This is a genomic window from Streptomyces himastatinicus ATCC 53653 (assembly GCF_000158915.1).
GTDB classification, from domain to species: Bacteria; Actinomycetota; Actinomycetes; order Streptomycetales; family Streptomycetaceae; genus Streptomyces; species Streptomyces himastatinicus.
Map to the genome: position 1 here is coordinate 10,312,152 of NZ_GG657754.1, position 18,393 is coordinate 10,330,544.

14 protein-coding genes and 1 pseudogene are annotated in these 18,393 nt (G+C 72.4%); 9 read left to right on the forward strand and 6 right to left on the reverse strand.

The features are described 5' to 3' along the window. Nucleotides 1-381 (reverse strand): PucR family transcriptional regulator ligand-binding domain-containing protein (locus tag SSOG_RS43345; RefSeq protein ID WP_039940156.1); only part of this gene is annotated, 381 nt, incomplete at its 3' end. A gap of 213 nt (nt 382-594) precedes the next feature. Between SSOG_RS43345 and SSOG_RS43350 the strand changes: the two genes are divergently transcribed. The 4 genes and pseudogenes from SSOG_RS43350 (at nt 595) to SSOG_RS43365 (ending at nt 5,762) form a co-directional block, all read left to right on the forward strand. Further along, a complete protein-coding gene (locus SSOG_RS43350; RefSeq protein WP_009720673.1) occupies nt 595-1,857 on the forward strand; it encodes an aspartate aminotransferase family protein in 1,263 nt (420 codons plus the stop codon). 107 nt (nt 1,858-1,964) lie between these two features. Further along, entirely contained in the window at nt 1,965-3,446 is a 1,482-nt protein-coding gene (locus tag SSOG_RS43355; protein ID WP_050800191.1) for an NAD-dependent succinate-semialdehyde dehydrogenase, read from the forward strand. Between the two features lie 115 nt (nt 3,447-3,561). Then, on the forward strand, nt 3,562-4,161 hold the full coding sequence (locus tag SSOG_RS43360; RefSeq protein WP_039940158.1) for a TIGR03086 family metal-binding protein: 600 nt from the start codon (nt 3,562-3,564) through the stop codon (nt 4,159-4,161). 308 nt (nt 4,162-4,469) lie between these two features. Further along, nucleotides 4,470-5,762 (forward strand): annotated as a pseudogene (locus SSOG_RS43365) (CAP domain-containing protein). A 57-nt stretch (nt 5,763-5,819) separates the two neighbouring features. Here the strand turns inward: SSOG_RS43365 and SSOG_RS50625 are convergent. Then, complete coding sequence (locus tag SSOG_RS50625; protein WP_245606519.1) at nt 5,820-6,557, reverse strand: peptidoglycan-binding domain-containing protein; 738 nt, start codon at nt 6,555-6,557, stop codon at nt 5,820-5,822. A gap of 185 nt (nt 6,558-6,742) precedes the next feature. Here SSOG_RS50625 and SSOG_RS43375 point away from each other — a divergent pair, with 185 nt between their 5' ends. Continuing rightward, complete coding sequence (locus SSOG_RS43375) at nt 6,743-7,984, forward strand: FAD-dependent oxidoreductase (protein WP_009720678.1); 1,242 nt, start codon at nt 6,743-6,745, stop codon at nt 7,982-7,984. Nucleotides 7,985-8,088: 104 nt separating this feature from the next. Here the strand turns inward: SSOG_RS43375 and SSOG_RS43380 are convergent, their stop codons facing one another. Both SSOG_RS43380 and SSOG_RS43385 read right to left on the reverse strand, forming a co-directional pair. Then, on the reverse strand, nt 8,089-9,609 hold the full coding sequence (locus tag SSOG_RS43380) for an amino acid permease (protein WP_009720679.1): 1,521 nt from the start codon (nt 9,607-9,609) through the stop codon (nt 8,089-8,091). A gap of 81 nt (nt 9,610-9,690) precedes the next feature. Then, complete coding sequence (locus tag SSOG_RS43385; RefSeq protein ID WP_009720680.1) at nt 9,691-10,698, reverse strand: hypothetical protein; 1,008 nt, start codon at nt 10,696-10,698, stop codon at nt 9,691-9,693. 295 nt (nt 10,699-10,993) lie between these two features. Between SSOG_RS43385 and SSOG_RS43390 the strand changes: the two genes are divergently transcribed. Genes SSOG_RS43390 through SSOG_RS43400 form a run of 3 tightly spaced genes read left to right on the forward strand, consistent with a single transcriptional unit; the run spans nt 10,994 to nt 15,180 of the window. Further along, a complete protein-coding gene (locus tag SSOG_RS43390) occupies nt 10,994-12,469 on the forward strand; it encodes an FGGY family carbohydrate kinase (RefSeq protein WP_050800192.1) in 1,476 nt (491 codons plus the stop codon). Nucleotides 12,470-12,499: 30 nt separating this feature from the next. Then, nucleotides 12,500-13,930 carry an NAD(P)/FAD-dependent oxidoreductase gene (locus SSOG_RS43395; RefSeq protein WP_009720682.1) on the forward strand — a complete coding sequence of 477 codons (1,431 nt, stop codon included), beginning with the start codon at nt 12,500-12,502 and terminating at the stop codon, nt 13,928-13,930. Further along, nucleotides 13,927-15,180: an NAD(P)/FAD-dependent oxidoreductase gene (locus SSOG_RS43400; protein WP_009720683.1), complete on the forward strand. Its 1,254-nt coding sequence runs from the start codon at nt 13,927-13,929 to the stop codon at nt 15,178-15,180. Before SSOG_RS43395 ends, SSOG_RS43400 begins: the two co-directional genes overlap by 4 nt. Before the next feature lie 25 nt (nt 15,181-15,205). Here the strand turns inward: SSOG_RS43400 and SSOG_RS43405 are convergent, their stop codons facing one another. After that, complete coding sequence (locus tag SSOG_RS43405) at nt 15,206-15,580, reverse strand: RNA-binding S4 domain-containing protein (RefSeq protein ID WP_009720684.1); 375 nt, start codon at nt 15,578-15,580, stop codon at nt 15,206-15,208. Nucleotides 15,581-15,610: 30 nt separating this feature from the next. Between SSOG_RS43405 and lpdA the strand changes: the two genes are divergently transcribed. Next, on the forward strand, nt 15,611-17,011 hold the full coding sequence (gene lpdA / locus SSOG_RS43410) for a dihydrolipoyl dehydrogenase (RefSeq protein ID WP_039940161.1): 1,401 nt from the start codon (nt 15,611-15,613) through the stop codon (nt 17,009-17,011). 426 nt (nt 17,012-17,437) lie between these two features. Here lpdA and SSOG_RS43415 read toward each other — a convergent pair whose 3' ends face one another. Beyond that, nucleotides 17,438-17,968, reverse strand: coding sequence for a GNAT family N-acetyltransferase (locus SSOG_RS43415; protein ID WP_039940162.1), 531 nt, complete (start codon nt 17,966-17,968; stop codon nt 17,438-17,440). Between the last annotated feature and the right edge of the window lie 425 nt (nt 17,969-18,393).

Consider the following 18,393-nt stretch of genomic DNA (forward strand, 5'->3'; position numbering starts at 1 on the left):
GATCTGGGTGACCTCCACGAAGTTCACGTTCCGGGACAGCAGAACGAGCGGGAAATCCCGCGCCCGGCAGGCGTCCACCAGCTCCGACGGCGGCTCGTGGTACCGCCGGACCAGCTCGATGACCAGGCCCGCGGCACCGATGTCCGCCAGCTCCTCCACGTACCGGCGCACCAGCGCGGGGTCCTCGGGCAGCGGCATCCCGGTGGTGAGGACCAGCTCCCCGCCCTTGAGGAAGGACGCCGGGTCGAGCAGTTCGGTGATGTGGACCCAGCGGACCGGACGGGACAGCTGATCATGGCCGGACACCACCTCCGGTTGCCCGGCGGCCAGCACCGGCAGCCGCAGCGCGTCGCCGAGGGTGAGCGGAGCGGAGCCGTTCATGCAGGCCACTCTGGCAAGCCGGCCGACCGGGCGCAACCATCGGTCACGGGTCTCCTTGACAAAGTGTCCACCCGGTTCCGGTTGACACAACGTCCATCCCGATCAGCTGCCCGCGACACAATGATCATTGTCTTTCCCCGGTCCGCTCCCGCACGCTCGTATAAGCCCGAAGCAGTCCGGTCCACCGCCGTTCCGTGGGTGTTGGGAGAGATCATGACCAATCTGTCGCCGCAGCTCCGCCAAGCCACTCCGGTGGTCGCCGTCCGCGGAGAGGGGGCCTACCTCCACGGCGAGGACGGACGGCGCTATCTGGACTTCACCGCGGGCATCGGCGTCACCAGCACCGGGCACTGCCACCCGAAGGTCGTCGCCGCCGCCCAGGAGCAGGTCGGCACCCTCATCCACGGTCAGTACACGACCGTCATGCACAAGCCGCTCCAGCGGCTGACCGCCAAGCTCGGCGAGGTGCTGCCCGAGGGCCTCGACAGCCTGTTCTTCAACAACTCCGGCTCCGAGGCCGTCGAGTCCGCGCTGCGCCTCGCCCGCCAGGCCACCGGCCGCCCGAACGTCCTGGTCTGCCACGGCGGCTTCCACGGCCGCACCGTCGCCGCCGCGTCCATGACCACCTCCGGGACCCGCTTCCGCTCCGGCTTCTCGCCCCTGATGAGCGGCGCCATCGTGACCCCGTTCCCCACCGCCTACCGGTACGGCTGGGACGAGGAGACCGCGACCCGGTTCGCGCTGAAGGAACTGGACTACGTCCTCCAGACCATCTCCTCGCCCGACGACACCGCGGCGATCATCGTCGAGCCGGTGCTGGGCGAGGGCGGCTACGTACCCGCCACCGAGGGCTTCCTCCAGGGGCTGCGCGAGCGGGCCGACCGCCATGGCTTCCTGCTCATCCTGGACGAGGTCCAGACCGGCGTCGGCCGCACCGGGCGGTTCTGGGGCCATGACCACTTCGGGGTCCGCCCCGACATCCTGATCACCGCCAAGGGCCTGGCCAGCGGCTTCCCGCTGTCCGGCATCGCCGCCTCCGAGGAACTGATGGCCAAGGCCTGGCCCGGCTCCCAGGGCGGCACCTACGGCGCCAACGCGGTCGCCTGCGCCGCCGCCGCGGCCACCCTCGACGTCGTACGCGAGGAGAACCTCGTCGCCAACGCCGACGCCATGGGCGCCCGGCTGCGCTCCGGCCTGGAGGACGTCGCCGCGAAGACCCCCGCCATCGGCGACGTACGCGGCCTCGGCCTCATGCTGGCCAGCGAATTCGTCACCGAGGACGGCGAACCCGACCCGGCGACCGCGGGCCGCGTGCAGCGCGCCGCCGTGGACGAGGGACTGTTGCTGCTCCTGTGCGGCGCCTGGAACCATGTGGTCCGGATGATCCCCGCGCTGGTCGTCGACGAAGCGGCGATCGACGAGGGACTGCGCGCCTGGTCCGCCGCCGTGAGCGCCGGTACCTCCGGCACGGCCTGACGCGGCCGCGCGCCGCCCCTCAGCGGCCGCGCCGCCCATCACCCTCGGGAACCCCGGCCGCCGCCCGCCACCTGCGCGGGCGGCGGCCACAGAAGGAGAATGCCGCCATGTCTGCCCAGCCCACCCCTTCGTTCCCCGCAGCGGGCGACGTCCTCGCGACGGTGCCCAAGAAGCTGTACATCGCCGGATCGTGGTCCGACGCGGCCGGCGGCCTGACCATGCCGGTCGACGACCCGGCCACCGGCGAGGTGCTGTGCGAGGTCGCCGACGCCAGCCCCGCCGACGGACAGCGCGCGCTCGACGCCGCCCTGGACGCCCAGGAGAAGTGGGCCGCCACCGCGCCCCGCGCCCGCAGTGAGATCTTGCGCCGCGCCTACGAACTCATCATGGAGCGCGCCGACGCGCTCGCCGCCCTGATGACGGCCGAGATGGGCAAGCCGCTGGCCGAGGCGCGCGGCGAGGCCGCGTACGCCGCCGAGTTCTTCCGCTGGTTCTCCGAAGAGGCCGTCCGCATCGACGGCGGATACGCCACCATGCCCGACGGCAAGAACCGCATGCTGCTCATGCGCCGCCCCGTCGGCCCCTGTCTCCTCGTCACCCCGTGGAACTTCCCGCTGGCCATGGGCACCCGCAAGATCGGCCCGGCGATCGCCGCCGGCTGCACCATGGTGCTCAAGCCCGCCCCGCAGACACCCCTGTCCTCGCTCGCCCTCGCGGGCATCCTGGAGGAAGCCGGGCTGCCCGCCGGGGTGCTCAACGTCGTCACCACCTCCCGGGCCGGTGAGGTCGTCGAACCACTGCTGACCGGCGGCCACATCCGCAAGCTGTCCTTCACCGGCTCCACCCAGGTCGGCCGCGTCCTGCTCGGCCAGTGCGCGCCCGCCGTGGTCCGCACCTCCATGGAGCTCGGCGGCAACGCCCCCTTCATCGTCTTCGACGACGCGGACCTCGACGTCGCGGTCGAGGGCGCCATGACCGCCAAGATGCGCAACATGGGCGAGGCCTGCACCGCCGCCAACCGCTTCTTCGTCCACTCCTCCGTCGCCGCCGACTTCGCCGACCGCCTCGCCCGGCGCATGGGCGCCCTCGAGGTCGGCCCCGGCAGCCGCCCCGGCGTCGACGTCGGCCCGCTGATCGACCGGACGGGCCGCGGCAAGGTCGAGGAACTGGTCGCCGACGCCGTCGCGCGCGGCGCCGAGGTCCTGGTCGGCGGCAGCACTCCCGAAGGCCCCGGCTGCTTCTACCCGCCGACCGTGCTCACCGGCGTCTCGCCCGCCAGCCGGCTGATGGAGACCGAGATCTTCGGCCCGGTCGCCGCCGTCCTCACCTTCGAGGACGAGGACGAAGTCGTCGCCACGGCCAACAGCACCGAATGGGGCCTGGTGGGCTACGTCTTCACCCGCGACCTCAACCGCTCACTGCGGGTGAGCGAACGGCTGGAGGTCGGCATGGTCGGCCTCAACACCGGCCTGGTCTCCAACCCGGCCGCCCCCTTCGGCGGCGTCAAGCAGTCCGGCCTCGGCCGCGAGGGCGGGCGCGTCGGCATCGACGAGTTCCTCGAGTACAAGTACATCGCCACCCCGGCCTGACCTGTCCTCCATCGCCGCCGGGCGGGCCGTACACCGGCCCGCCCGGGCCCCCGGCACGAGCTCGGCGGCCGATTCCCGCCAGCACACCGCCTCCGGTGCCCAGCATGCTGGGGCCATGTCTCACCCCTTCGTCGGCATCATCGACCGCTATCTGCTCTCCGGTTCCGAGTTCGCCCGCAGGCTGCGCACGGTACGGTCGGACCAGTGGACGGCGCCCACCCCCTGCGCGGAATGGGACGTCCGGCACCTCGTCAACCACATGACCCGGGGCAACCTCAACTACATCGCCCTGCTGGACGGCGGCTCGGCCGCCGATTTCCTCCGGCTCCGGGACGAGGACGCCCTGGGCGGCGATCCGGTGGGCGCGTACACCCGCTCGGTGCGGGACTGCGCCGAGGCGTTCCGCAGGCCCGGCGCCCTCCAGCAGATCCTGGACTACCCCCTCGGCCCGGTGACCGGTGATCAGGCCCTCGCCGTCCGGACCACGGATTCGCTCATTCACACCTGGGATCTGGCCCGGGCCCTCGACGCTCCCGAGGGACTCGAACCGGGGCTCGTCGCCTGGGTCGAGGACCACCTCGCCGAGATCTACGCCGGTTTTGCGGAGTCGCCCGTCTCCGCCGACACCACCCACCGCTTCTTCGCCGCCCCAGGGTCCCCGCCCCCGGCCGGGGAGACCCGGCAGGCCCGATTGCTGCGGCTGATGGGCCGCTGAGCCGTGCCCGTACCTGCGAATCCGGATGATCGTGCCGCCCCGGCCCATCGGCGCGCTGACTCGACGGGTCGTGACCCTCGTCTACCGGGCAGCTCAGCGCGGCCTGGCTGCGGTGCGCGGCCAGCTGCTGTTCCGGGCGACCACGCGTCAGCCCGTCCGGCGATTGAGGACCGGGGTCCGGGGCGGAGCCTCGGTTGCGGGAAGGGGCGGGTAGGGGAAAAGCCCCCGCCCGGAACACCGGGACAGCCCGGGAACCGCCGCCGGGGGCGGGCCGTTGGCCTGGTGGGTACGGCACGAGGAGGGGACCCATGGCCGAGTTGGTGCCCGGCGGTCAACCAACCGCTGCCGGACGGCACGCTGACCATCCGCGTCCCAGGCCCCTTCGACCTGTCCGCACTGATCACCGGCGACGACGGAAAGGTCGCGGGCGACGCCGACTTCGTCTTCTTCAACCAGCCCACCGCCCCCGGCACCCGGGTCGACGGAGACACCATCACCGTGCGGCCCGGGCAGCTGCGCCCCGGCGCCAGCCGGGTCACCGTCGTCGTCAGCCCCGCCGACCCCGGCACCCCGCTGGGGCGGCTGCCCGTGCCCGTCATGAGCGTCACCGGAAGCGGCGGCGGCGCTCCGCTGGCCCGCTTCGCCCCGCCGCGCCCCGGGGCGGAGACGGTGCTGCTGCTCGCCGAGATCTACCGGCGCGGCACCCGGTGGAAGGTGCGGGCGATCGCCAGGGGTACGCGGACGGGCTGGCCGGGGTGGCGCGCGACTTCGGCGTGGACGTAGCGGACGACGGCACCGCGGAGCACCCGCCCGCGCCACCGCCCGGCGACGACGGATTCCTCGGGCTCGTCAACGCCGCCCGGTCCCGGCACGGCGTACCACCCGTGACCCTCGACCCGCGGCTCATCCGCGCCGCCGAGGCCCATGCGGCGGCCATGGCCGCCCACGGCGCGCTCGGCGCCGAGTGCCCCGACGGCACGTCGCTCTTCCACCGGATCGCCGCACACGGCTACGCACCGCTCACGGTCGCCGAGCACCTCGTCTCCGGGCCGCGCACCCCGGACGCGTTCGTCGACTACTGCCTGTCCGGTGAGGAGCGCCGCGGCCCGTTGCGGGACCCGGCGGTCACCCATGTGGGCATCGGCCGGGCATCCGGCGCCGGAGACGTGTTCTGGACGGCGGTGTGGGCGCAGCCCTTCACCCCGGACGGGCTGCGCCGCTTCGCGTCCGAGGTGATCACGCTCACCAACGCCGAGCGCGCCGCCGCCCGGCTGGCGCCGCTGGCCCCCGACCCGCGGCTGACGGCTGCGGCGCAGGCGCACAGCGACGACATGGTCGCCCGCGACTTCTACGACCACACCAGCCCCGAGGGCCGTCAGCCCTGGGACCGGGCGGCCACCGCCGGGGCCACCCACCGCGGTATCGGCGAGAACATCGCGTGCGGGCAGCGCGGCCCGGCGGAGGTGGTCCGCGGCTGGATGAACAGCCCCGGCCACCGTGCCAACATCCTCAAGCCCGCCTTCACCCACATAGGCGTCGGCTACGCCACGGGCAGCCGCGCCGGTACGTACTGGACCCAGGTCTTCGGCGCGAGCCGATAGAGCCGATAGAGCCGAGAGAGCCGATAGAACCGACGGAACCGAGAGGACCGACGGCCGTCAGGTGATGGCGCCGGTCCGGGACTCCAGGTCGCGGCGCGTGGCATCGCCGTACACCCCGTCCTCGTCGCCGCGGATCCCGTACCACAGCTGGAAGCGGGCCACGGCCTCGGTGAGGGTCTGGTCGTACCGGCCGTTGACCTGTCCGTCCCGATAGACGTCGGGAATCTTCAGCAGCCGCGTCTGGAGCTCGGAGACCTGCGGACCGCTGTCCCCCTGGCTCAGCACACCGGCCTGGCTCCCCGGCGGCGCGGGGACCGCCGTCGTGGGAGCGGCGGACGCGGTCGGCGAACGGCCGGGATCCGACGCCGTGGGGCCGCCGCCCGGCGAGGCGACGTTGATGGCCGCGCCGCCGGGGAGGAGCAGGACGAGCGCGAGGGCGACGCCCAGCCCGACCCCCGCGACGATCAGCACCGCGGTGCGGGGATGGCGCCGTACGGTCGCGGACGGCGGGACAGCGGGCTCGGGCGGCGGGTTCGCGGCGCCCCAGGAGTCGGACGCCGAGACGCGGGCGGGATCGATCTCCTGGGTTTCGTCCTCGGCGAACCGGTCCGCCTCCGGAGGAGGCACGTCACCCGTTTCCCCCGGGGGCCGGAACAGATGCAGGTCCTCCATCCATTCCTCCACCGGCCCGTCCGCGTCCTCGCCGGACTCCGGATCCGGCCCCGCACGGAAGATCGCGGTCGGCTCGATCACGTGACGCCCGCCCGTCCGGTCGGGATCGGTTTCGGCTGCCATACAGACCTCCTTGTGCCCCACGCCATTCAGCGGGGGATACGGACGGAAGTCCGGGAAGACTCAAGCCGATCGCCATTCAGCGATCGCGGAGCCGTGACGTTCACCCGACTGCCGCGCCCGGTGCCGGGCGCCCGGAGGGAATCGATACGGAGCGGCCCCGGAAGCACGCCGAAGGGAGCACATCGATGGAGCGGACCACATGTTGCGTGGTGGGCGGCGGTCCCGCCGGGATGGTCCTCGGGCTGCTGCTGGCCCGGGCGGGCGTGGACGTCACCGTCCTGGAGAAACACGGCGACTTCCTCCGCGACTTCCGCGGCGACACCGTGCATCCCAGCACCCTGGCACTGCTGGAGGACCTGGGCCTGGCCGAGCGGTTCGCCGCGCTGCCGCAGCGTCATGTCCACTCGGTCCAGCTGCCGATCGGCGTGGACGGGGAGCTGTTCACCGTCGGCGATCTGAGCGCGCTGCCGGGCCCGTACAACTACGTAGCGATGGTGCCGCAGTGGGATCTGCTGAACCTGCTGGCGGACGAGGCCGGGAAGGAGCCGTCGTTCCATCTGCGGATGAACACCGAGGCCACCTCCTTCATCGAGGAGCGCGGCCGGATCACCGGGGTGCGCTACCGCACCGCCGAGGGCGACGCCGGTGAGCTGCGGGCCGCCCTCACGGTGGCCTGCGACGGCCGTGGTTCGCTGGCCCGGCAGCTGCCCGAGCTGGGGCTGCGGGAGTTCACCTGCCCGATGGACGCCTGGTGGTTCCGGCTGCCGCGGCAGGAAGGCGATCCGAGGGGGCTGGTGGGCAACGTCGGCGACCGCTTCCTGACCGCCATGATCGACCGCGGTGACTACTGGCAGTGCGCCGTGCTGATCCCCAAGGGCGCCGACGCCACCCGCCGCGCGGGCGGTCTGGACCGGTTCCTGGCCGCGTTCGCGGACGCCACCCCGTGGATGGGCGACCGCGAGCCGGAGCTGCGCTCCTGGGACGAGGTGAAGCTGCTGGACGTACGGCTGGACCGGCTGCGCCGCTGGCACCGGCCCGGGCTGCTGTGCATCGGCGACGCGGCGCACGCCATGTCGCCCGTCTTCGGCATCGGCATCAACCTCGCCGTCGAGGACGCCGTCGCCGCCGCCCGGCATCTGGCCGGGCCGCTGCGCGACGGCACGGTGGGCCTGCACGCCGTCCGCGCCGTCCAGCGCCGCCGCTGGCCCACCGCCGCAGGCACCCAGGCGCTCCAGCGCATCGCCCACGCCCGGGTCATCGCGCCGCTGCTCGAGGGGCGGTCACCGCTCGGCGACGGCAGGAAGCCGCTGCGGCTGGCGGAGGTGCTGACGAAGGCGCCGTGGCTCAAGCGGGCCCCGGCGTACTTCCTCGCGTACGGCGCGAAGCGCGAGCGGCCGCCGGTCGCGTCGCTGCTGCGCGGGGATTAGGGGCCGCGTACGACGACGGGCCGCGTACGACGACGGGGCCGGGTGCGCAGAAACGTATCTGCACACCCGGCCCCGCGGCATCGCGGTTCCGACGAGCCCTCGGCTCAGACGATGCCCTCGGCGATCTCCGCCTCCTCCCGGGCGGACCCATAGGCGGAGGGCGTGTTGTACGAACGGCGGGCGACGAACCACCAGACGGTGGCCAGGATCAGCACCGCGGCCAGGGCGATCGACGCGTAGTTCATCGAACCGACCGTCACCGGGCTGGACTGCGGCAGGCAGAACAGCACCGTCACCAGCGCCACCCACACCACCGCCACCCAGCCGATCGGCTTGCTCCAGCGGCCCAGATGCCACGGCCCCTTTTCGAACCGGTCCCCGGCGCGCAGCCGCAGGAAGACCGGGATCGCGTAGGCGGGCGTGATGCCGATGACGTTGATGGCCGTCACGGCGCCGTACGCGGTCTCCGAGTACAGGGACGGCAGCGCCAGCAGACATGCCACCCCGACCGACAGCCACACCGCGAGCACCGGGGTCTGGGTACGGGTGCTGACCCGCTGCCACAGCCGCGAGCCCGGCAGCGCGCCGTCCCGGCTGAACGCGAACACCATCCGGCTGGCCGCGGCCACCTCCGCGTTGCCGCAGAACAGCTGCGCGGTGATGACGATGAGCAGCATGGCGGTGGCGCCGCTGGTGCCGAGGGCATCGATGAGGATCTGTGCGGGCGGGACACCGGTGGCGCTCTTCTGCGTCCCGGCGTAGTCCTGGATGGCGAACGTGAGCCCCGCCAGCAGCACGAAACCGGCCACCCAGGACACCCAGATGGCGCGCACGATGCCGCGGGCGGCGGACACGGATGCGTTGGAGGTCTCCTCGGACAGATGCGCCGAGGCGTCGTAGCCGGAAAAGGTGTACTGGGCGAGCAGCAGGCCGATGGCGGTGACATAAAGGGGATTCGACCAGCCGGTGTTGTTGACGAACTCGGTGAACACGAATTCCGGCGACTGATGGTGGGACGGAATGATCGCCAGCGCCCCGACGATGATCGCGACTCCCGCCAAGTGCCACCACACGCTGACCGAGTTGAGCAGACTGACCAATCGCACTCCGAAGAGATTCAGTGTGGCATGCACCAAAAGAATGCAGACGAAAATCACCATCGTCGAGCCCGGGGTGGGTTCGAATCCCCACTGCAAGTTGAGGAGCGCTCCGGTGAACTGGGCCGCGCCGTAGTCGATACCGGCGATCGCGCCCAGCAGCCCCAGCAGGTTGAGCCAGCCGGTGTACCAGCCCCAGGCGCGCCCGCCGAGCCGGTCGGCCATGTAGTAAAGGGCGCCCGAGGTCGGATACGCGCTGGTGACCTCCGCGAGCGCCAGGCCCACGCACAAGACGAACAGCCCCACACCGGCCCAGCCCCACATCATGACCGAGGGGCCGCCGGTGTCCAGCCCGAACCCGTACAGGGTCATGCAGCCGGACAGAATGGAGATGACGGAGAAGCTGATGGCGAAATTGCCGAAGCCGCCCATGCGGCGGGCCAGCACCGGCTGATATCCCAGCTCGCGCAGTCTCTGTTCTTCGTCCCGCTGCGGTGTGGACACCGGGCGCGACCAGGGCGTGGACATGAACGTACCTCCGAAAGGGAATGCGGGGACGGTCAGCAGAGGTGGGGAAAGCGGCGGCGATACGGGGGATGAGGGGGCGGCTCAGCCGTCGTAGCCGGGTCTGTTTCCGCGGGCGCCCGCGAGACAGCGGACCCGGGCGCGCAGGAACATCTCCTCGGCCTGGGTGCGGTCATTCGCGTCGGACGTGCGATAGGCCCAGGGGAGTGGGGTGAAATACGGACCCAGCGCGTCGAAGACCCGGGCCGCTTCGGTGAATTGCAGCGCGCCCCACAGGGCGTGCGCCAGATGGTTGAGGTCCAGCAGCGAGCTGGTTTCCCGCTCCGCGTGGTCGAACCACAGGCGCAGCGCCTTGTCGACGTCCCGCGCCGCGTCCTCGGTGGCCCAGTGCAGGTCCAGGGCCTTCTCGTAGCCCCGTTCCTCGCGGTACCGCTCGACGTGGACGTACAGCGGCAGTACGTGCAGCGGGGAGCCCTCGGGCGCCCCCGAGACCACCCACTGCACGAAGTTGACCGCCTCGGCCAGCGAACCGCCCGCCCGCCGTGCGTACACGAACTGGAGCATCCGGTGGTATGCCTCGCGGTTGTACGGATCGCGCCGGTCGGCCTCCGCCAGCAGCCCCCACGGGCCGGGGAAGAGCAACGGCCCCGGCGGGTTCGCCCGGTGCTCCGGCAGCCGCTGCTCCTTGTCGAGCTGGGCGAGCGCCAGCAGACACACCCAGGGGACCGGGTCCGCCGGGGAGTTGTGCGCGGCCAGCTGGCAGGACTCCCACGCCTCCCGCCACAGCTCGTGGGTGCGCTGGTGCCCGTCGCGATGGGCGCGCATCGTCCGCTCCACCACCACCCGGGTGTACATCACCAGCGCGGCGACGCATCGAGGCTCCTCGGTCCGCCACGCCTCCACCACGTTGGACCCCGCCGCCACCGCTGCCAGCACCTGGGTGCGCTGCGTCCACTGGGCCCAGGTCGGGGTCTCGGCCAGCAGGTCGCGCATGGATATCCAACGGCCCGTGCGCACGTCCTGAAGCGCGATGCGCAGTCCGCTGTCATAGCCCGCGGGGTGGTAGACGGGGCGGAACACTTCCTCGGGCATCGGATGACTTTCGGACGGAGCGTGATGGACCGGGCGCGACGGATTCCAGGGCCTGACGAGTGGATGCCCGGGATCCTATAGCCATCCCGTCATGACTCAAGGGGGCCAGGGTCCGCATCCGGCCCGGGGCCACGGGCGGTGTCCAGCAAGCGGACTCCGGACATGCGGTCTTGACGCGGCCTCGCCGCTGCACCACGCTTTCAGCCAAGATCTCCCACTACCGCCGAACCACCACCGAACGCCGCCCTGCCGACGACCGCCCCCACGCGGAACGCCCCCCACCGAAGAACCGGACATGCTGCCTGACGAGCGTCCCCACCACGCACCCGCCGGCCCCGCGACCGGAGCGGTGCTCGCCGTCGACCAAGGCACCTCGGGCACCAAGGCGCTGGTCCTCTGCCCGGAGCGCGGTGTGCTCGGCTCCGCCGAGGTGGCCGTCCATCCGCGCCACCTCGCCGGCGGGCTGGTCGAGGTCGATCCCGCCGAACTCCTCGCCTCGGTCGTCGACGCCGGACGCCAGGCCCTCGCGCGGGCCGGTGAGCCGGTCGTGGCGGTCGGCCTCGCCAACCAGGGCGAAACGGTGCTGGTGTGGGACCCCGCGACCGGAGCCCCGCTGACCGACGCCCTGGTGTGGCAGGACCGGCGGGCGGAGACGGTGTGCGCGGACCTCGGTGAACACGCCGACACCCTGCGCGAACTCACCGGGCTGCCCCTCGACCCGTACTTCGCGGCGCCCAAGATGGCCTGGCTGCGCCGCCACCAGACCCGCGAGGGCGTCGTCACCACCAGCGACGTCTGGCTGATCCACCAGCTCACCGGAGCGTTCGTCACCGACGCGGCCACCGCCGGGCGCACCGGGCTGCTCGACCTCGACCGCGTCGTCTGGTCCCCGGAGGCACTGGACATCTACGGCCTGACGGCCGAGCAGATGCCCAGGGTCGTCGACGCGGACACCATGGCCGGAACCACCACCGCCTTCGGCGGCGAGATCCCGCTCACCGGCCTCCTCGTCGACCAGCAGGCCGCCCTGCTGGCCCAGAGCGTCACCGAGCCCGGCGCCGCCAAATGCACCTACGGCACCGGCGCGTTCCTGCTCGCCCAGACCGGGCCGCGGCCCCGCCGTGGCACCAGCGGACTGGTGAGCTGCGTGGCCTGGCGGCTCGGCGGAAACACCAGCTACTGCCTCGACGGGCAGGTGTACACCGCCGCCTCCGCCGTGCGCTGGCTCACCGGTATGGGCGTGATCGGCGGCCCCCAGGACCTCGACCCGGTGGGCGGCTCGGTGGCGGACACCGGGGGAGTGACGTTCGTACCGGCCCTTGCCGGACTCGCCGCCCCCTGGTGGCGCGGCGACCTCCGGGGCTCGGTGACCGGCCTCGGCCTCGACACCACCCCCGGCCATCTGGTGCGCGCCCTGTGCGAGGGCATCGCCGCGCAGGTGGCCGAGATCGCCGACGCGGCCGCCGCCGACCTCGGCGCACCGCTCACCACCCTCCGCGCCGACGGGGGCCTCACCCGCTCCGCGCTGCTCATGCAGGCCCAGGCCGATCTGTTGCAACTGCCCGTCGAAGTGTCCGCCCTGCCCGATGTCACCGCCCTCGGCGTGGGCGCCGTCGCCCGGCTGGGACTGGACCCCGGGCTGCCGGTCGCCAGGGCCGTCCCGGAGTGGAAACCTGCCGCCGTGTACACACCGCGGATCAGCGCGGACGAGGCCGCCGAGCGCCGGGCCGGATTCCGGTCGGCCGTGGACGCGCTGCTGACCCGTCACTGAGCAACCCCACCAGGAGCCAAGGAACCCAGCATGACCGTAACGACCACGGGTGACCTTCCCGGCGAGGTCTACGACGTGGCCATCATCGGCGCCGGAGTGGTCGGCACCGCCATCGCCCGCGAACTCGCCGCCCACCGGCTGCGCATCGCCCTCGTGGAAGCCTCCGACGACGTCGGTGACGGTACGTCCAAGGCCAACACCGCGATCCTGCACACCGGTTTCGACGCCACTCCCGGCACCCTGGAGGCCCGGCTGGTGCGCGAGGGCTACCGGCGGCTGAACACCTTCGCCGCAGAGGCGGGCATCCCGGTGGAACCGCTCGGCGCCCTGCTCGTCGCCTGGGACTCCGAACAGCTCGCCGCGCTGCCCGCCCTCGCGGAGAAGGCCGTACGCAACGACTGCCACGACACCCGGATCCTCGACGCGGACGAGGTGTACGCGCGCGAACCGCATCTGGGACCCGGTGCGCTCGGCGCCCTCGAAGTCCCCGGCGAGAGCATCATCTGCCCGTGGACGACCACCCTCGCCTACGCCACCCAGGCGGTGCGCGCCGGAGCCGACCTGCACCTCAACTGCACCGCCGGAGCCATTACCACAGGCAGTCACCATGAAATCGCCACCAACCGTGGCCCGTTGCGCGCCCGCCACCTAGTCAACGCCGCCGGACTGCATTCGGACGAGATCGACCGGCGGCTCGGCCACACCGAGTTCAGCGTCACTCCGCGGCGCGGCCAGCTCATCGTCTTCGACAAGTTCGCCCGTGGCCTGGTCGGCCACATCCTGCTGCCGGTGCCGACGGCAGCGGGCAAGGGCGTGCTGGTGTCGCCGACCGTCTTCGGCAACGTCATGCTCGGCCCCACCGCCGAGGACCTCGACGACAAGCACGCCACCGGCTCCTCGGCCGCCGGGCTGTCCCTGCTCCTCGACAAGGGCGCCCGCATCATGCCGGAGCTGCTGGACGAGGAGGTCACCGCGGTCTACGCGGGGCTGCGCGCCGCCACCGAACACGCCGACTTCCAGATCCGCGCCCACCCCGAACAGCGGTACGTGGCCGTCGGCGGCATCCGCTCCACCGGGCTGACCGCCTCGATGGCCATCGCCGCCCACGTCCGGGACCTGCTCGCCGACTGCGGCCTCGACCCGGGCCCCGCGCGGGAACTCGAACCGCCCCGCATGCCGAACCTCGGCGAGGCCTTCCGCCGCCCCTACCAGCGCGCCGACCTCATCGCCGCCGACCCCGCCTACGGCACCGTCGTCTGCCACTGCGAGCGCGTCACCCGCGGCGAGATCCGCGACGCCCTGCGGGCCACCGTGCCCCCGGGCTCACTCGACGGACTGCGACGCCGCACCCGTGCGCAAAGCGGCCGCTGCCAGGGCTTCTACTGCGGAGCCGCCGTACGCGCCCAGTTCGACGAGGCCCGCGCCACCCCCGCCGCCGCACGGGCGGAGGCCCGCCGATGACCACCGCAGACCGCACCCCTCGCACCGTGGACGTCCTGGTCATCGGCGCCGGACCCGCCGGACTCGCCGCCGCCACCCGGCTGGCCGAGGCCGGAGTGGACACCGTCCAGGTCATCGACCGCGAGCAGCACGCCGGTGGCATCCCCCGCCACTGCCACCACACCGGATTCGGGCTGCGCGATCTGCACCGGGTGCTCAGCGGCCCCGAGTACGCCCGCCGCCACATCGCCGCCGCGCTGCGCGCCGGGGTCAGCCTGCGCACCGGCGTCACCGCCACCGGATGGGCCGGACCGCGCACCGTGGACGTCACCGCGCCGACCGGGCTGGAGCGCATCACGGCCGGGGCCGTGGTCCTCGCCACCGGCGCCCGCGAACGCCCCCGCAGCGCCCGACTGGTGCCCGGCACCCGGCCCGCGGGCGTCTACACCACCGGGCAGCTCCAGCAAGCCGTCCACGTACACCACCAGAGCATCGGCCGCCGGGCCGTCGTCGTGGGCGCCGAACGCGTCGGCTACTCCGCCGTCGACACCCTCCGCGGCGCCGGAGTCGAGGTCGCCGCCATGGTCACCGGGCTGCCCCGCCACCAGGCCCACCCGGCACATGCCCTCGGTGCCCGGCTGCGCCACGAGGTTCCGCTGCTCACCGACACCACCGTGACCGGGCTGACCGGCCGCGGCCGGCTGACGGGCGTCCGCGTCGGGCACCGGGACGGCCGGACCGCGACCATCGGCTGCGACACCGTGGTGTTCACCGGCGACTGGATCCCCGACCACGAACTGGCCCGCAGCGCCGGAATCCCCCTCGACCCCGGCACCCGGGGGCCGGAGACCGACCCCGCGTTCCGTACCGGCGAACCCGGGGTCTTCGCCGTGGGAAATTTGCTGCACCCCGTCGAGACGGCCGCCACGGCCGCGCTGGACGGCCGGTTCGCCGCCGGGCCCGTGCTGCGCCATCTGGCCGGTGAACCGTGGCCGCGGGCCCCGTTGCCGGTCCGCGCGGACGCGCCCCTGCGCTGGGTGGCGCCGGGCCGGATCGCCCCGGACGGGCCGCCCCCGCCGTACGGCCGCTTCACCCTGCGCACCGCCGCGTTCCTCACCCGGCCGGTGCTCGTGGTCCGCCAGGACGGCCGTACGCTGCACCGGCAGCGCGTCCCGCGCACCGTGGCCCCGGGCCGCCCGCTCCAGCTGTCCGCCGACTGGATCGCCCGGGCCGACGCGCACGGCGGCCCGGTACGGATCGGCGTGGAGTGACCGGGGCGGGCTGCCCCCCTCGGTGTCACAGCCCGCGCAGCCGCTCCATATCGCGCCGGTCGCGCTTGGTCGGGCGGCCCGCACCACGGTCGCGCAGCCCGATGGGCACGGTCTGCTCCCGCGGCGGCGGAGGCGGGCTGTTGTCCACGTAGCACTCCACGGCCACCGGCGCCCCGACCCGCTTGCGCACGATCCGCGACACCACCACGACCCGCTCCCGCCCCGCGTGGCGCAGCCGCACCTCGTCACCCGCCCGCACCGCCTGCGCGGGCTTGACGCGCTCCCCGTTGACACGGACGTGCCCGGCCCGGCAGGCCGAGGCGGCGAGCGAACGCGTCTTGGTGAGCCGCACCGACCAGATCCAGCTGTCGACCCGAACGGACCCCTCGTCTGAAGCCATACCCCGACTCTAATGTCTAAGGTGCGACGCATGAGCGCACATTTTGACGTCGTGGTCCTGGGGGCGGGGTCGGGCGGCTATGTGGCGGCGATCCGCGCCGCGCAGCTGGGCTTGCGCACGGCCGTCGTCGAGGAGCGGTTCTGGGGCGGCGTCTGCCTGAACGTGGGATGCATCCCGTCCAAGGCCCTGCTGCGCAACGCCGAGCTGGCCCATCTGCTCACCCATGAGGCGCAGACCTTCGGCATCCGGGTGAACGGCGAGCTGAGCCTCGACTACCGGGTGGCGTACGAACGCAGCCGGAAGGTCGCGGACGGCCGGGTCAAAGGCATCCACTACCTGATGAAGAAGAACCAGATCACGCAGTACGACGGGCGGGGCACCTTCACCGACCCCCATACGCTGCGGGTCACGCTCTCCGACGGCCGCGTGGAGGCCCTCACCTTCGACCACTGCGTCATCGCGACCGGAGCCGGTGCCAATCTGCTGCCCGGCACCTCGCTCAGCCAGCGGGTGGTCACCTACGAGGAGCAGATCCTCGCACCGGACCTGCCCGGCAGCGTCCTGATCGCGGGCGCGGGCGCCATCGGCGTCGAGTTCGCGTACATCATGCACAGCTACGGGGTGCAGGTGACGCTCGTGGAGTTCCTGGACCGGATCGTCCCCCTGGAGGACGAGGACGTCTCCGCCGAGCTGACCCGCCGCTACCGCAGGCTCGGCATCAACATCCTCACCTCCACCCGGGTCGAGGCGGTCAACGACACGGGCGCCGCCGTCAAGGTCATGGTGACCACCGGCGGCCAACGCCAGACCCTCCAGGCCGGGCGGGTCCTCCAGGCGCTCGGCTTCCGGCCGCGGGTGCAGGGGTACGGGCTGGACCGGGCCGGGGTCCGGCTGACCGACCGGGGCGCCATCGACGTCGACGGCCGGTGCCGCACCAGCGTGCCGCACATCTTCGCGGTCGGCGACGTGACTGCCAAGCTGATGCTCGCCCACGCCGCCGAGGCGATGGGCATCGTCGCGGCGGAGACCATCGCCGACGCGGAGACCATGGAACTCGACTACGTGATGATCCCGCGGGCCACCTTCTGCCAGCCGCAGATTGCCAGCTTCGGCTGGACCGAGGCCCAGGCGCGCGAACGCGGCTTCGACGTCAAGGTGGCCACCTTCCCGTTCACCGCCAACGGCAAGGCTCACGGCCTCGGCGACTCCAGCGGTTTCGTGAAGCTCATCAGCGACGGACGCCACGGCGAACTGCTCGGCGGCCACCTCATCGGCCCCGAGGTCACCGAACTCCTGCCGGAACTCACCCTCGCCCAGCAATGGGACCTGACGGTCCACGAGGTGGCCCGCAACATCCACGCCCACCCCACGCTCAGCGAGGCGGTCAAGGAGGCCGTCCACGGCCTCGCGGGGCACATGGTCAACCTGTGACAGTTCAACCCCGTGCCCAAGAAGGCCGCGGAGCACGCAGAATCAGCAGGCAGCGGATCCAGGCGTTGGATGACCCACACCCACGGTGTGACGACCCACCGCTGATCGTCGTCACGGCAGCTGACCTCATGCCACTTTGCTGACGACGCGTCAGGAAGCGTGTAACGACACTTGCGAGTTTGGTGGACGTGGGGCCGGTCGGTCGGCGAGCCGAACGGTCCGAAACCAACGAAGCGATCGCCTGGTGGGCTGCGGCGTAGTCCTTCGGCGATACCCTCGGTGCGCATCGCGGTCTGGTCGTGTATACGGCCAGGGCGGCCCGCACCCGACCACAGCAGACGTCTTCTTGCCGGAGAGGCTGCCGCTCGGCGCGACGCCGATCACGAAGCCCCGACCCCCACCGGGCGAGCCGGCACCGGCCGGGCATCAGGGCCTCAGCAGTCCGCCCACCCACCAGTCGTGCGGCTTGCCATCGTTGGCGATGCCGCGATTGCGCAGTGTCCCTTCGACGGTGAAGCCGAGTTTCTCGGCGACGGCACGCGAGCCGGTGTTCCCGGTCATGGCCCACCACTCGATGCGGTGGACGTCGAGGGTGGCCCAGCCCCAGTCACACAGGGCCCGAGCGGCCTCCACGGAGTACCCGCGTCCGCGCTGTTCCTTGACTGCCCAGTAACCCAGCTCCCAGACGCCGCGGCTGACGAGGGTCAGGCAGTACGAGCCGACCAGGGCGCCGGTGTCCTTGCGGAACGCGCCGAGGGTGTAGTCCCTGTCCTCGGCCCAGTGAGCGGGCAGCTTCTCGCCGACGAGCTTCTCCGCGTCCGCACGCCGGTACGGCACCGGCACCGGGGTGTAGAACTGGATGTCCTCGTCCTGGCAGGCTTCGTACACCGCATCCACGTCGGCAGGTGTGAAGGCCCGCAGCACCAGATGGTCGGTTTCAAGGGTCACTGGATCCATCGCGGCAGTATGACCACCATAAACAAGCGGCGACCAGCGAATATCCCGACCGGGAACCGCCCTCACAGCACCCCCGGGCTGGTCAACGGTCGTCGCACACCCCAGATCAGCTGCCCCCGAGACCTCTCGCTGGAGTCGCCGCCGGGCATGCGGAACGGGCGTCTCATTGTTGCGTCCAGCCCATGGCCCCAAGCTCCTGTCTGCGAAGCGCCGCCGCCAAGATGCGCCGCAGAGCCGCAAGGTGGCAGTGCCGCGGGCACGCTGAGTGACCCGCTGTGGGCCGGACGCTTGGAGGGGTCGGCCTTGAGACAGAGGCGTTTCGGTGCTTGTCGTTTGGATCAGCCCCCTCGGGTCGGCCAAGAGGTACCGCGCTTCACAGCCGGGCTGATCCAGACGACGGCCCTGGTGCTGCGCCGTGGAAGTTC

Excerpts from the sequence above, each read along its gene's own strand:
- SSOG_RS43380 (WP_009720679.1), bottom strand. The coding sequence starts at position 9,609 with ATGTCCACGCCCTGGTCGCGCCCGGTGTCCACACCGCAGCGGGACGAA.
- lpdA (WP_039940161.1), top strand. The coding sequence starts at position 15,611 with ATGAGCGCACATTTTGACGTCGTGGTCCTGGGGGCGGGGTCGGGCGGC.
- SSOG_RS43415 (WP_039940162.1), bottom strand. The coding sequence starts at position 17,968 with ATGGATCCAGTGACCCTTGAAACCGACCATCTGGTGCTGCGGGCCTTC.
- SSOG_RS43385 (WP_009720680.1), bottom strand. The coding sequence starts at position 10,698 with ATGCCCGAGGAAGTGTTCCGCCCCGTCTACCACCCCGCGGGCTATGAC.
- SSOG_RS43400 (WP_009720683.1), top strand. The coding sequence starts at position 13,927 with ATGACCACCGCAGACCGCACCCCTCGCACCGTGGACGTCCTGGTCATC.
- SSOG_RS43395 (WP_009720682.1), top strand. The coding sequence starts at position 12,500 with ATGACCGTAACGACCACGGGTGACCTTCCCGGCGAGGTCTACGACGTG.
- SSOG_RS43405 (WP_009720684.1), bottom strand. The coding sequence starts at position 15,580 with ATGGCTTCAGACGAGGGGTCCGTTCGGGTCGACAGCTGGATCTGGTCG.
- SSOG_RS43375 (WP_009720678.1), top strand. The coding sequence starts at position 6,743 with ATGGAGCGGACCACATGTTGCGTGGTGGGCGGCGGTCCCGCCGGGATG.
- SSOG_RS43390 (WP_050800192.1), top strand. The coding sequence starts at position 10,994 with ATGCTGCCTGACGAGCGTCCCCACCACGCACCCGCCGGCCCCGCGACC.
- SSOG_RS43350 (WP_009720673.1), top strand. The coding sequence starts at position 595 with ATGACCAATCTGTCGCCGCAGCTCCGCCAAGCCACTCCGGTGGTCGCC.
- SSOG_RS43355 (WP_050800191.1), top strand. The coding sequence starts at position 1,965 with ATGTCTGCCCAGCCCACCCCTTCGTTCCCCGCAGCGGGCGACGTCCTC.
- SSOG_RS50625 (WP_245606519.1), bottom strand. The coding sequence starts at position 6,557 with ATGGCAGCCGAAACCGATCCCGACCGGACGGGCGGGCGTCACGTGATC.
- SSOG_RS43360 (WP_039940158.1), top strand. The coding sequence starts at position 3,562 with ATGTCTCACCCCTTCGTCGGCATCATCGACCGCTATCTGCTCTCCGGT.